The sequence below is a fragment of the Sutcliffiella deserti genome, assembly GCF_020037475.1.
Taxonomy (GTDB): Bacteria; Bacillota; Bacilli; order Bacillales; family Bacillaceae_I; genus Sutcliffiella_A; species Sutcliffiella_A deserti.
Genome location: NZ_JAIQDB010000006.1, coordinates 40,773 through 54,429 on the forward strand (window position 1 = coordinate 40,773; position 13,657 = coordinate 54,429).

Genomic DNA, 13,657 nt, shown 5'->3' on the forward strand with positions numbered 1-13,657 from the left:
AAACACTATATAGACAGGAGACTTTCGAAAATAGTTGAAGGTCTCTTTCTTTGTTTATGGACAAACTTTTCATATAATAGTATTAACGAAAAAATAGGATGGATATTATGAATTTTCAAGAAAAAAAAAGCGGTCGAATTATCTTTCATGTAGATATGAACAGTTTCTATGCATCAGTTGAGATGGCATACGATCCCACACTTCGCGGAAAGCCGCTTGCGATTGCCGGAAATGTGGAGGAGAGAAAAGGTATAGTTGTAACGTGCAGCTATGAAGCTAGAGCAGTTGGAGTGAAGACAACGATGCCGCTCTGGGAGGCAAGACAAAAATGCCCAGATTTGATTGTAAGAAAGCCGAATTTTGAACGGTATCGTAAAAGCTCACAGGCGATGTTTGAGATTTTGAGAAACTATACCGACTTAGTAGAACCAGTGTCAATTGATGAGGGATATATGGACGTTACAGAATGTCATCTCTCTTTGCCGCCTTTGAAGATTGCGGAAGAGATTCAAAAACGCCTCTATAAAGAACTATTATTACCTTGCAGCATAGGGGTTGCCCCCAATAAGTTTCTTGCAAAAATGGCGTCTGATATGAAAAAGCCAATGGGAATAACAGTACTTAGAAAAAGAGAGCTTTTTAGAAATCTATGGCCGATGGATGTCGGGGAGATGCATGGGGTAGGCTCCAAAACTGCGGAAAAGCTCAAGGCTATAAACATAACCACGATTGGAGAGCTGGCCAAAGGGAATGACTATCAACTTAAACATGTCCTTGGAATAAATGGCGAACGCTTGAAGAAAAGAGCAAACGGGGAGGATAACCGACCAGTAGATCCTGATTCGGTTTTTGAATTTAAGAGTATAGGCAATTCTACCACATTACCGAAGGATACGGACGATGAATTTCAAATCGAAAAAGTGTTAGAGAAATTAGCCGTTTCAGTTAGTGCTCGGATGAAAAGAAAATCAGTACTAAGTCACAATATCCAATTAGTCATCCGGTATGGCATTCATCATACGATTACAAGAAGCAGGAAACTGAAAAATCCCATTGAGTCAGTAGAACAAATTAAAGAGGCAGCTGTATTTTTACTTAAAAAACATTGGAATGGAGAGCCTCTCCGCCTTTTAGGGATAACTGCCCAAGACCTTATCGAGAAGGACCATTCAGTAAAACAGCTTGACCTTTTCACTTTTCATGAAGATGCCAAACAAGAACCTCTCCAAAAAACTTTACAAGACTTAGAAGATAAATTTGGTAAAGGAATTATAAGAAAAGGAATAAAAAATAAAAATACTGTAAATTCAGAGTCCACTGCGAAGCTTACAACAAGTTTTCAAAAGGATTTTTTGGAATAGAGTAGGTCCTTAAACTATAAAAGTTTAAAGGGCCATTTTTTTGTGTTTTTAGTTTGAAAATGTCTACTAATTTGTCCCAACCAGCTATATATATAAGGAGAAGGGGGATTCAAAACGATGAAAAGAATGCGACGGACTTCACTCTTGAAACGAGGACCTTTACCTTTAAAATATGTGTTTTTAATATCTTTTATCTTCTTTAACATATTTACAGTATTCAGCTTGGTTATTATTAATAGGGAATTAGAACCAAGTTTAAAAGGGATAGCGGAAACGAAGGCTAGACAGATAGCTTCCCAGGCAATAAATGATGCTATTTCTAAGAAAATTACGGAAGGCATTGATATGAATCAATTAATAATAGTCCACGAATATTCTGATGGACAATTAACTTTTAGTAATAATCCTCAAATCTATAATAGAGTAATCTCAGAGGCTACAATGAGAGTCCAAAGATACCTTGATTTTGTTGAAGAAGGTAACCTCGATCAGCTGGAATCATTTAAGAATGATATCAACATCAATTATGAAGAGTCGAAAAAACAACGAGGTATTGTTTATGAGGTTCCACTGGGAATGGCTACAGGGGCCACACTATTTTCAAATCTAGGACCTAAAATTCCCGTTCGCTTTGAAATCTTAGGGGATGTTATTTCAGATGTAGAAACAAAAATAATGGAAACTGGCATCAATAATACGTATTTGGAAATATACGTTACAGTGAATGTGAAGATGAACGTTATTATTCCATTAATAGATGAGCCAATTGAAATAACCAATGCGGTTAAAATTGGTGACCTGTTTGTTACTGGAAAGGTCCCAACGTATTATCATGGTGGTGGAAACGGGTCAGGAAGTGGTGGACTATCACCGGTATTCATTCCAACAGAAGAGGAAGAAGAAACAAACAATTAAATATAAAGAATTTACCTGCCATATCTTTTGCGCAGGTATTTTTTTGACCTTTTGCTGCGATAAGAGGACACATGGTTCTCCTATCTGAAAGTAGTTACTAGGAACAATTAGGTTTGGCTTTCTTTAAATAGGACACAACATCTTCTTTACATATGTTTACTACAGAGCAAATGACGTCCAAATCATTTGTTACATTTTGGTCTACTAGCCTTTTGGCAATTTCAAGTGAAATAGCATATGTTAGAGGTTCTTGCTTGTTAAGAACCATGATGAGATTCCTCAGAACTATTTAAAACATTCTTCATTCCTGGGATAGCGATTAGAGCGACAGAAGTGAGCAGGCTCAACATTAACATTGGAGCATTGCTTGTCTTATCTGAAATTACAAAGTAGAAAAGAATTCCAAAGCCTGCAACAGCTATAAGTTTAAGGAACAAGTAGAAAGAATTTTGAATTGTTTTCATGGGATATATCACCTCTTAAATTATTAGAACGTTTGTTCTATTTTTATTATAAGGAACATTTGTTCTTATTTCAACCCTTTTTTTAAAAAATAAAATTATACGCTTTTTATACTATTGCTCTTCCGTGCTGGTAAGAAAAATTTATACTTTGTTTACTAGATTTTTTAGGCAACAAAAAAACACTCAATACAATGGTGAAAACCAATTGCCTTAAGTGCTTTAATTCCTATTTTCTTATTAAGAGGCTTTCTAGCTGAACCACTAGTTCGCTTAGATTTTGTACGGTATAGTCCGCCACACTATTTTCCTGAGTATTGTAAGGGTCAATACAAATGGTGGTGCAGCCTAATATGGAAGCAGGTAAGATCTCATTTATATAGTTGTCTCCAACACTTAGCATCTCGCTAAAAGGTATGTTCCATTTTTCGGAGATGCAGGTTAACTTCGCTTCCGTATGTATCGGCTTGTTTGCTTCGAAGATCTTATCATGAAAATAAGAAGTGAAACCTAGTTTTTTTAAGATTATATCGCTATCGGTCTGTGGACTGTTTGTCATAAGGACAAGTGTATAGCTTTTATGAAGTTCTTCGAGTATATCTGTGAATTCTTTTAATGGCCGAAGCTCAAAGTCATCCGTCATCATATGTTCCCTCGTCTGCAAAAAAGCTTCATAGGCATCGGAGCTTGAGAGTCCATAGTGCTTTGCAATCGAAACGGGAACCCACCAAAGGTCTCCAATGCTGAGCATTTCCTGTAAATCAAATTGCAATGGTGCCGGATATAATTCGTTTATTTCATGAGAAGGCACGATTTCCCCATCCCATTTCCAGCCTTGGGTCACCTCACCATGGTGATGGGAGAGAATGAGGTCTTTTTTAGCATCGTAGACTCTACCGATTTTTAGAGAGTGCTTGCCCTTGCTTACGTCGGCATAGTCATCTTCAAAGCGCTCCTGTACGTCAAGTGGAAGTTTATTTCTGAGAAGGTCTGCATAGTAACGAAAGTGATGTGTATCTTCATATAATGTTCCATCTAAATCAAATACAATAGTTGTAATGTTTTTCATTTAGCTCGCTCCTTTATTGTTTCTAAATTCCATTGTACTATAACAATCCTCTTCATCCCTACCCTTATGCTTTTACTTAAAATTGAGTATAATGAAAAATGGAAGGAGAGGGTGAAAATGAAAATAACCTTTTTAGGTACAGGCTCCGGTATTCCGGCCAAGCACCGCAATGTTTCCTCTATGGCTTTGCATCTTGATGATAAAGAAAGTTCGATCTGGTTGTTTGACTGCGGGGAAGCAACACAGCACCAAATATTACATACATCATTAAAGCCAAGGAAGGTTTCTAAGATATTTATTACACATCTGCATGGAGACCATTTGTTTGGGCTGCCGGGAGTGTTAAGCAGCCGATCTTTCCAAGGAGGAGAAACACCACTTACTGTTTATGGACCTAAAGGGATTAGAGAATATATTGAAATCTCCTTAAAGATTAGTATGACTCACGTCAAATATCCATTACATATAGAAGAGTTTGAAGAGGATGGTTTTTTTCTCGAAGATGCGAATTATAGAATAGTGGGAAAGAAACTTGTCCACGGTATACTCTCCTATGGATTTCGGATAGAGCAAAAAGATTTACCTGGTGCTTTACTCATAGATCAGATTAAAGCCCAAGGGATCCCGGCAGGCTCTCATTATCAGCAGTTAAAAGAAGGCAAAACCGTGGAGCTTGCCGATGGCCGAACTTTTCACGGTATCGATTTTATCGGTCCTCCCAAAAAAGGGAAGATCATTACGATTCTTGGAGATACCCGGTATAACCATGTATCTGTGGAGTTAGCAAATAAGGCAGATGTGCTTGTGCATGAGGCAACATTTTCCGCAAAAGATGAGCTTCTCGCACATGAATATTTTCATTCCACGACAGTGCAGGCGGCGAACGTTGCGCTTAAGGCAGACGTCAAACAACTTTTGCTTACACATATAAGCGCAAGGTATCAGAAGGAAGATATCGCAATGCTAGAAAAAGAGGCAAGGGAGGTCTTTGGAAAAACGAGTGTTGCAGCTGATTTTGCTCAGTTTGAGATAAAGTAATTAGGTAACGGGTTGGGTGTTCTGAGCCACAAAAAAGGGACTGACCACAATGGTCAATCCCAATCTTTACTAGCCTTACCAGCTTCGATCATACTGCTTCGGCGGTTCAATTTCGACTCCTAATTCCTTCGCTGCTGTTCTTGGAAAGTACGGATCACGCAGTAATTCCCTTGCTAAAAATATTAAATCTGCACGGTTGTTACGCAAAATCTCTTCTGCTTGTATTCCTGTTGTAATAAGACCAACAGCACCTGTGTCGATTCCTGCGCCGTGTTTAATCTTCTCCGCGAATCCTACCTGATAGCCTGGATATGCTTCAATCTGTGCTGGTACAACAGCACCGGAGCTAACATCAATCAAGTCTACCCCTTGTTCCTTCATCCAGCTTGCATATGTTACATAGTCTTCAGCAGTTAAGCCTTCGGTATGATAGTCGTTTGCTGAAACTCTCACAAATAATGGTCCATCCCAAACGTTATGCACAGCCTCAATAATTTCACGTAAGAACTGATAGCGGTTTTCTGTGCTTCCACCATATTGATCTTGCCGTTTATTGGTTAACGGGGATAAAAATTCATTAATTAAATAGCCATGTGCGCCATGAAGCTCGATGATATCAAAGCCAGCTTCTTTCGCACGTCTTGCTCCAGATGCAAATGCTTCAATTGTTTCTTTAATGTCTTCTTGAGACATCTCTATCGGAGTCTTCATTTTTTCATTAAATGCCAGGGGACTTGGTGCATAAATATCTCCATCTACCATCGCTTTCCGTCCTGCATGGGCAATTTGAATAGCTGTTTTGGAGCCATATGCTTTGATTTGTCTGTTCAGTTCCTGAAAGCCAGCTATATGCTCATCACTCCAGATTCCAAGGTCTTGCGGGGAGATACGTCCTTGTGGCAAGACAGCAGTAGCTTCCACCATGATTAAGCCTACTTGACCTACTGCACGGGATACATAGTGAGTTATATGCCAATCTTCAACTTTTCCATCTTCATTATGACTTGAATACATACACATAGGAGACATCACAATTCGGTTCTTTAACGTGACACCTTTCACTGTATAGGGTGAAAAAAGAGCATTTTTCATTGGGCATTCCTCCAGTATATTTCGAGTACCTAAATTATTATAACAAAAGATTTTTCCGCATCCAAAGGATAGGTGTTCATTTTCAGAAAATAGTAGTATGATAGGAGCAAAACAGTACTATTTCGACAAAGGAGGATAAAAGATGCGCTGGCAAACGAAAGAGCAGCTAACCGATCTAATGGTATCTCTTGTCCATCATGGAAGTGTTACACTTTCTGGAGAGGAAAAAAGGCTTGCTTCTTTTATTTATTACAAGTTGAACCATCTGGATTATTTCCAAAACAACCCTAGCAATCTGGAACTTCACCGTATGGAAGATGGACGGTCTTATGTGACAGCCTTATTAAAACAATCGACTAAAAAAGAAACGATAGTCTTGTTGAGCCATTTTGACGTAGTAGGGGTAGAGGACTATGGTGTCTTAAAAGATTTGGCATTTCAGCCTTTTGAATTAACAAGAGAACTGGAAAATTGTGTGGATGCACTTCCAAGTGAGGCAAAAGAACATCTATTATCAGGTGATTGGCTTTTTGGAAGAGGCGTAATGGATATGAAAGCAGGACTTGCCTTGCAAATGTCTTTGCTGGAGAGAGCTATTGATGAAGCATGGGATGTGAACTTACTTTTATTAGCAGTCCCGGATGAAGAAGTAAATTCTCAAGGAATGTTGCAAGCGTTACCAGCTTTAAGGCAAATGGCTGATAAACATGAAATCAGTTACAAAGCGTGTGTAAATTCTGAACCGATGTTTCAGCAGCATCCGGGGGATGATAATCTTTATTTATACTCCGGCTCTATTGGGAAGCTTCTGCCTGGATTTTTCTGCTATGGAAAAGAAACACATGTAGGGGAACCGCTTGCTGGTTTGAATGCTAATCTGATGGTTTCAGAAATTAATAAGTTGATGGAGTGGAATACAGATTTATGTGAACAAGTGGGAACCGAGGTTACGCCTGTGCCGACAAATCTGCTACAAAAAGACTTGAAAGAAGAGTACTCTGTTCAAATTCCTCATACCGCTGTGACTTTATATAACCTGTTGTTTATGGAAAAAAACCTGCAACAATGGGAATCCGCTCTTTTAGGTATTGCGAAAGAAGCAGCAAATAAGGTGGAAGAGTTCAGTCGAGAAAAAGTGAAACAGTATCAGCAGTTTACTTCATTTAAAGAGATGCCTATTCACGTATCCGTTTTTTCCTATGAACAACTTTTACAAAAAGCAAAGGAAAAGCACGGTGATCAGGAAGTAGACATGAGAATTTTCTCTGTTATAGCCGCTAACTCCCATTTAGATGAAAGACAACAATCCATCAAAGTAGTAGAAGAGGTAGCATCTTTATGTAAAGAAGAAGGTCCTATGATTATTCTGTTTTTTGCTCCTCCTTATTACCCTGCCGCCGTGACGGAGGAAGATCATAAGCTGATGGACGTGGCAAAGGATTTTATCCGAAAATGGAAGCAGGACGAAAAAATTGAATTTGTTGAACAACGCTACTTTTCAGGATTATGTGATTTAAGTTTTATCGGAAAAGGGGATTTTACTGCGAAGGAACGGTTGAAGGACAACATACCGGTGTATGGGACGACATACAGCCTGCCGTTCGCTGAAATGGAGTCGATCCAGATGCCTGTTTTTAATCTTGGGCCCGTAGGAAAAGACCCGCATCAATGGACGGAACGATTGAATGTATCCTTTTCTTTTGGCGTGTTTCCTTCCATAATCGGGGATTTTATAAAAATGCTCTATGAGAAATAATCTGCTAAGCTTGCTCTTGTTGCAAGCTTAGTTTATTTTTTCCTTCATCCTTTTTGCCATTTCCTCTCCCATTTCGCGTGATCGTTTTGTTGCGCTTGCTATGCATGCCTTCATTGCTTCTGATACCTTTTGCTCATTTAAAATCGAAATTCCGCATTGAGTCGTACCACCTGGACTAGTCACTTCTGCCCGAAGAATACTTGCGTCTTTCTCAGTTTCCTGAAGCATATGAGCCGCTCCAATCAAGGTTTGGAATACAAGCTGTTTCGCCACTTCTGCCTTTAACCCTTGGGCAAGCGCCGCATTTTCCATTGCCTCCGCTATATAATAGATATAAGCAGGTCCACTACCGGAAACCCCTGTGACAGCATGAAGCTGCTCTTCTTCTACAATGGTACATAACCCAATAGCGGAAAAGAGAGAGTGGACCAATGTTAGGTCTTCAACGGTTGCATACTGCCCCTTAGAAATGGCAGTTGCTGATAAACCAATAGCGGCTGATGTATTTGGCATTGAACGGATGACTCTTATATCTTTTTGGAAAATATTTTCTAGAGATTCACAGGAAATGCCTGCTAGAACAGAGACGATTAAAGGGTTGCCGGTGATATAGGGACGAATTGCAAGAATCCCGTCTTTGGCATCCTTTGGCTTCATCGCAAGAAAAATCACATCTGCACCTTTTACCGCGACGTTTTTATCTTCTGTCGTTCTAACTCCATAGACGGAAGCTAGCTGCTTTAATCTTTGCTTATCCTGCTTGTTGGTTACGATAATAGAGGAACAGTTACTAATCTTTTGTTTAATTAACCCTCCAATAATCGCTTCTGCCATTGATCCTGCACCGATAAATGAGATTTTCATTTTCCCCACACTCCCTATAAAATTGTTACTATGAATATAAGAATATCTCGTTAAAATCTGCTAGGCCCTACCGAAAGCGTTGCCTCACGCAGAAGTTCTCGCGTTTGTCGACAATCAATAACGGTGTTTATCCATAGCCCCTAGGTTAAAAAAAGACCTATCTGTCCTCTATATAAGGACGGATAGATCTTATCCGCAGTACCATCTTGATTTGTAGGTTAAACGTTTGAGTTGAAATGTATAATTTTAAATATTATGCAACGGTAGGGTTATAAAGTCAATAATTTTTTTAACAGAAAATTAAAATAATTATACTTGCTATTTTTAAATAATGAACTAGAGAAAAATATTAGTTATGTAAGAATAACTCTTCCTTTTTACTGAGAAATAGTGCATGCTTAAAATGAATGCACATTCATATTAGTGGAAGCTCTATTATTTTGTTATAATTTTAATTAGTCATTACACTTTTATAATATGTTAAAAAGGGGATCGTCATGAAACAGCTTTCATGTAGTAAGCAAGAAATAAAACAAATCACGATACCTACTCCTTTTGCGGTAGGCGATGTACATACATATCTTATTCTTACTGATAAAGTCACACTGGTTGACGCTGGTGTGAAAACCATAGAGGCTTTTGATATTTTTAAAAGTCAACTCAAGCAATATGGTCTCAAACTAATGGACATTGACCAAGTGCTTGTCACACACCATCATCCAGATCATGTCGGCTTACTAGACTATCTTCCTGATAATATTCCTGTATATGGACATAAGCGGGCACACCCTTGGATGACACAGGATATGCATTATTTCTCTAGTCATGATTCCTTTTATCGGGAGCTTTTTACTGAAATGGGAGTAGAGGAGCGTTTTTATCCCGTCTTAAACACTGTCGACAAGCCACTTCGATTTTCATGCAAGAGAGGACTGACTGCATTTGTTAAAGAAGGAGATCGTTTAGAGGGGTTGGAAAACTGGAGAATTATTGAAACCCCAGGCCATGCAAGCAGTCACCTTGTACTGTTTGACGAAAAGAGTGGCACGTTGCTTGGCGGAGATCTTATTTTAGCTCATATCTCCCCAAACCCCCTTATTGAACCTCCTTTTGTTGGAGAAACAGAGCGGAGGAAGTCGATGATTGATTACGTCGCTTCTATTGAAAAAATGAGAGCATTGCCTATTACTACCGTGCGTCCTGGTCATGGAGAAGAAGTTGGGAATGTCGGTAAACTGTTAACGGAGCGAATCGAACAACAGGAAAAACGTGCTCGGAAAGTGCAAACCTTTGTTAACGGAAAAGCTGTAACTGCATTTGAAATATGTCAGCATTTATTTCCAAAGGTTTATGAAAAACAATTGCTGCTAACGTTATCGGAAACGTTGGGACAAATTGATTACCTTCTTGAAAAAGAACGGATAGAAGTGGACGCGTCAACCGTACCATATCGTTATAAATCGAAAGAGGGTCTGTAAGTATGGCAAGTGTTCAAGGAAAATATGTAGTGATTACAGGTGCCTCTGGAGGGATTGGAAAAGCACTTGCATTAGAAGTAGCCAAAAGGGGAGCTATTCCGATTTTGATGGCCAGATCAATCGATAAGTTGGAGCAGCTTTCCATCGAGATTAAGGAGAGGTATGGAATTAAAGCACCTTTTTTTCAATTGGATGTCAGAAATAGAGCAGATATTGAAGCGACGTTTCAATTACTTTTGAAAGAAATTCCTGCTGTAGATGTACTCGTTAACAATGCAGGTTTTGGCATTTTTGATGATGTGCAAGATTTGTCTTTGGATGATATGAGTAATATGTTTGAAGTGAATGTATTTGGCTTAATTGCTTGTACAAAAATGGTATTACCTCTCATGCTCGAACAGAATAGCGGCCATATTATCAATATTGCTTCACAGGCTGGAAAACTGGCAACACCGAAATCAAGTGTTTATTCTGCGACGAAACATGCCGTATTGGGCTTTACAAATAGCATGAGAATGGAGCTTCATGATACAGGGATTTTTGTGACAGCCGTAAATCCAGGCCCAATAAGAACGAACTTCTTTGAGGTTGCCGATGCGAGTGGGCAATATAAGCAAAAGGTGGAAAAATGGATGCTTGATCCTGGTAGTGTGGCGAAAGAAATTGCTGATGCGGTTTATACCAATAAACGCGAAATTAATCTCCCAGGATGGATGAGTTTTGGAAGCAAGGTGTATCAGTTGTTTCCAGGATTAATGGAGAAATTTGCAGGAAAGGCGTTTAGACAAAAATAAAGTTCTCTTGTAACCTTTTTTCCGGTGGCATCGACCAATAGGAAAAGAGGTGAGGAGATGAAAAGGATGAAATTCATTGTAGTGGTCTTTTGTTTTCTTCTATTATGTGGTTGCAGTACAGGCAATAACAAAAGTGAAAACGATGGAGCTGCTTCGGATCTGCCAATTGATACAAGTGAAGCAGAGGCAAAGGAAGACCTTACAGGCTATATAATTTCCCTTTCAGTGGATAATAATATCCGGATGCTAGTGACTGGGTCGCACGCAAATAATGATGGGGTTTCCGCTACAGTGTATACGCTAGACGAGAAAACAACGGTAAAAGGTACAAGTGAAGATCCTTTAGCTGCGAGTGATCTTTTAGTGGGAATGAAGGTGACAGTTTTTAATTCGGGGATAGTTGCGGAATCTTTTCCAGCCCAATCGGGTGCCATTAAAGTGGTGGTGGATTCCACCCAGGATGAACTGGAGCGGAATGCCATTGAAAAAGCTTTAAAACAAGTGGAAGCCGGCTTTCCATGGCATGTCGAAGCAATAGAGGAGTCAGGTTTTAGTCAGTATACCGTCACATTAAAAAACCTCTTAGATAATCGTGTACCTGTGAAAGTAGTAGAAGTAAGATTATAAACAACTGTCTGCATTTTTAGAAATGCGGACAGTTTTAATTTATAGTGCTTTTCTTTTCCAGAGGCTCGTTTCGGAAGGGAAACAACCTTTCCCAAATAGTTTGAAAAGCGTAGACTAAAAGTGCTTTGAAAAGAAATATGAGATATAGTTGGATCCTTTGTAGTTTAACCAAGGAAAAGATGCCCATTCCCTTTAGCCAGTTATAGACCGGGAACACAAAAAGGCCATCCGAGATCATATTTAAAAGACAAAAGTTCCAGAATCTTCCATAGGTCAAACGTAAGGTCCACAAGGTAGCAGCAAAAAATGGCCCAGCGATAAACGCAAATTCATTAATAAAATAGGGTGGGATTTTTTTATAAATTGCCCACCATTTCCTTTTTTCAGCAAGAAAGCCTTCCAACGTAATGAAAACAGATATGAAGATAGCAGAGGGTGCAAAACGCTTGAAATGCTTCCAGCCAAGAAAAGGAAGTGTAAGTAACGAAAAAATCATCATCATCCACAAAAATTGAGTTGGATATTTTTTCAATTGATTACCTCCTTTTCTTATTACCTCCTTTATCATGCGCATTAAATCTTAGGATTATTTATGTGAATTACACTAGCACTAACGGAATATAGTATAAAAAGGTGTAAAGAGTACTTTAGGGAATCTTAGCTAAATAGAGGCAGAACAGGTCAGTGTTAGCAGAAAGTACTAGGCAAGTATGTTCATTTGCAGAGATTTGTAATAACCGTCTATTCTTCCTCACTCCGATAGTACTGGCTGGTAAAAACCAATTCATATATATATTGAAAGGCATACATTAAAATGGATTTCACTAAAAAGATCAGCGACAGTTGAAATTTATTGAATCTGACTAGTGTTACATATCCTATTTTTTTAAACCAGTCTAGAACAAAGAACGTGAAAAGGGAATCAACCACAATATTCAGTAAAGAATAGATAGTGAATTTTCCGTAGGTATATTTTAATATCCAAAGGGAACCAACGAAAAATGGACCTAATATTAAGGGCATCTCTCCAAGCACATTTGGTTTTCCTGTGAATGGAAACCACCACCATTTTCTTTTTTCGGCTAGGTAACCTTCTGCTGTAACATAGATGCACATAAAGATGGCACCAGGCAGAAATCTTTTTATTGCTTTAGATCCTATAAAAGGAGCGGTCAACCAAGGTAAGATAGCCATTAAAATAATTAGTATTTTTGTGTTCTTCAATAGTAAAACACCCTTTACTTGATTCATGTTAGTAGATTTTCCTATTTTTTATAAGTTATGTGCCTTGATTTTAAAAAAGTAAATCAGATTGTAATGAGTTGCACATACAACACGCAGAAGCAACATAAAGGAGGGAGAACGAATGAACAATAATATAATCCCGCTTTGGGATGAGCATTTATTCTGGCTGGAAATATTGCAAGATCATGCTTACTTTGTCAGAGACAATCTTTCACCAGTAGAAGTGGAGTTTGTGAATACGGCGCAACACTATATCAATTGGTTTGGGGAGCTCATTACGATGCTGGAAAATATTCCGCGTTCATCGAATGCTGCAGAGGAGTCAATGATTAATTTTTCTCAGCGTGTTTGGCCGGTAGCAAAAGGATATTATGACTTTGAAGGCAAATTGCAAACGCTCAGAATTGATAACAAAGTGAATTTGGACTTGTCCCCGACTTATCTCAATGGAACGCTGGGAGAAAATCAAGAATATTTAAGGATTTTAAGTTATCTTGTTCAGGGGAAAGAGCCTGTACCTTTATCTTTAACTGATTTGATGGATCTCTGGTTAGAGGATCAACTCGGGCATGCCGCTCTTTTTGATGATCTATTGGATCCCATCGAAGTGATAGCAAGCAGGCAAACCGAAGCCTATATGAGCAGATTCCAGATCTTTATTGTTCAGAACCGGCATATGAAGGGGTATTTGCGGTTTAAGGAACCTGGTTTTGCACGGCAAAGAGAGTTTGCAGAAGATGTAGGAAGAACCACCTTGGAGATGTGCGAATTTATTTACAGCATGGTAATAAAATATAAAGAGAATAAACTTCTAAATAAGTCCACTCTCCGGTTTTTAGAGCACCATTTCCCGGAAACCTGTTATTTTATTAAGAAGCTAAGTTATTATTCACCCAGTTTGCAAGAAGCAGCTAGTAAGTGTTCGTTGAAGCGGCCTTCTTATTTGTAGTCAGGAAA

General features: G+C 38.8%; 14 protein-coding genes. 8 read left to right on the forward strand and 6 right to left on the reverse strand.

Annotated features, from left to right (window positions below):
* The first annotated feature begins 107 nt into the window (after positions 1–107).
* Positions 108–1,361 (forward strand): DNA polymerase IV, encoded by a 1,254-nt coding sequence (locus K9B36_RS11755; protein ID WP_399201808.1) that lies wholly within the window; start codon positions 108–110, stop codon positions 1,359–1,361.
* 117 nt (positions 1,362–1,478) lie between these two features.
* Positions 1,479–2,276, forward strand: a complete 798-nt coding sequence (gene yunB / locus K9B36_RS11760) for a sporulation protein YunB (RefSeq protein ID WP_223702276.1) — start codon at positions 1,479–1,481, stop codon at positions 2,274–2,276.
* Positions 2,277–2,533: 257 nt separating this feature from the next.
* On the opposite strand, the gene K9B36_RS11765 is transcribed toward yunB, so the two are convergent.
* On the reverse strand, positions 2,534–2,740 hold the full coding sequence (locus K9B36_RS11765; RefSeq protein ID WP_223702277.1) for a hypothetical protein: 207 nt from the start codon (positions 2,738–2,740) through the stop codon (positions 2,534–2,536).
* Between the two features lie 226 nt (positions 2,741–2,966).
* Complete coding sequence (locus K9B36_RS11770; protein ID WP_223702278.1) at positions 2,967–3,806, reverse strand: HAD family hydrolase; 840 nt, start codon at positions 3,804–3,806, stop codon at positions 2,967–2,969.
* 117 nt (positions 3,807–3,923) lie between these two features.
* Here K9B36_RS11770 and rnz point away from each other — a divergent pair, with 117 nt between their 5' ends.
* Complete coding sequence (gene rnz / locus K9B36_RS11775; RefSeq protein WP_223702279.1) at positions 3,924–4,844, forward strand: ribonuclease Z; 921 nt, start codon at positions 3,924–3,926, stop codon at positions 4,842–4,844.
* A 75-nt stretch (positions 4,845–4,919) separates the two neighbouring features.
* Here the strand turns inward: rnz and namA are convergent, their stop codons facing one another.
* A complete protein-coding gene (gene namA, locus K9B36_RS11780; protein ID WP_223702280.1) occupies positions 4,920–5,936 on the reverse strand; it encodes an NADPH dehydrogenase NamA in 1,017 nt (338 codons plus the stop codon).
* Between the two features lie 142 nt (positions 5,937–6,078).
* On the opposite strand from namA, the gene K9B36_RS11785 reads away from it, so the two are divergent.
* Positions 6,079–7,692 (forward strand): M20/M25/M40 family metallo-hydrolase, encoded by a 1,614-nt coding sequence (locus K9B36_RS11785; protein WP_223702281.1) that lies wholly within the window; start codon positions 6,079–6,081, stop codon positions 7,690–7,692.
* Positions 7,693–7,719: 27 nt separating this feature from the next.
* Here K9B36_RS11785 and proC read toward each other — a convergent pair whose 3' ends face one another.
* A complete protein-coding gene (proC, locus tag K9B36_RS11790) occupies positions 7,720–8,565 on the reverse strand; it encodes a pyrroline-5-carboxylate reductase (RefSeq protein WP_399201812.1) in 846 nt (281 codons plus the stop codon).
* Between the two features lie 488 nt (positions 8,566–9,053).
* On the opposite strand from proC, the gene K9B36_RS11795 reads away from it, so the two are divergent.
* The 3 genes from K9B36_RS11795 to K9B36_RS11805 all read left to right on the forward strand — a co-directional run bounded on the left by K9B36_RS11795 (position 9,054) and on the right by K9B36_RS11805 (position 11,455).
* Positions 9,054–10,034: an MBL fold metallo-hydrolase gene (locus K9B36_RS11795; RefSeq protein ID WP_223702284.1), complete on the forward strand. Its 981-nt coding sequence runs from the start codon at positions 9,054–9,056 to the stop codon at positions 10,032–10,034.
* Between the two features lie 2 nt (positions 10,035–10,036).
* Positions 10,037–10,828, forward strand: a complete 792-nt coding sequence (locus tag K9B36_RS11800) for an SDR family NAD(P)-dependent oxidoreductase (protein ID WP_223702285.1) — start codon at positions 10,037–10,039, stop codon at positions 10,826–10,828.
* A gap of 66 nt (positions 10,829–10,894) precedes the next feature.
* Positions 10,895–11,455: a YobA family protein gene (locus tag K9B36_RS11805; protein WP_223702287.1), complete on the forward strand. Its 561-nt coding sequence runs from the start codon at positions 10,895–10,897 to the stop codon at positions 11,453–11,455.
* Positions 11,456–11,489: 34 nt separating this feature from the next.
* On the opposite strand, the gene K9B36_RS11810 is transcribed toward K9B36_RS11805, so the two are convergent.
* Both K9B36_RS11810 and K9B36_RS11815 read right to left on the reverse strand, forming a co-directional pair.
* Positions 11,490–11,987 (reverse strand): hypothetical protein, encoded by a 498-nt coding sequence (locus tag K9B36_RS11810; RefSeq protein ID WP_223702288.1) that lies wholly within the window; start codon positions 11,985–11,987, stop codon positions 11,490–11,492.
* Between the two features lie 209 nt (positions 11,988–12,196).
* Positions 12,197–12,706, reverse strand: coding sequence for a hypothetical protein (locus K9B36_RS11815; RefSeq protein WP_223702290.1), 510 nt, complete (start codon positions 12,704–12,706; stop codon positions 12,197–12,199).
* A 115-nt stretch (positions 12,707–12,821) separates the two neighbouring features.
* Between K9B36_RS11815 and K9B36_RS11820 the strand changes: the two genes are divergently transcribed.
* Positions 12,822–13,649 (forward strand): DUF2935 domain-containing protein, encoded by an 828-nt coding sequence (locus K9B36_RS11820; protein WP_223702291.1) that lies wholly within the window; start codon positions 12,822–12,824, stop codon positions 13,647–13,649.
* Positions 13,650–13,657 lie beyond the last annotated feature (8 nt).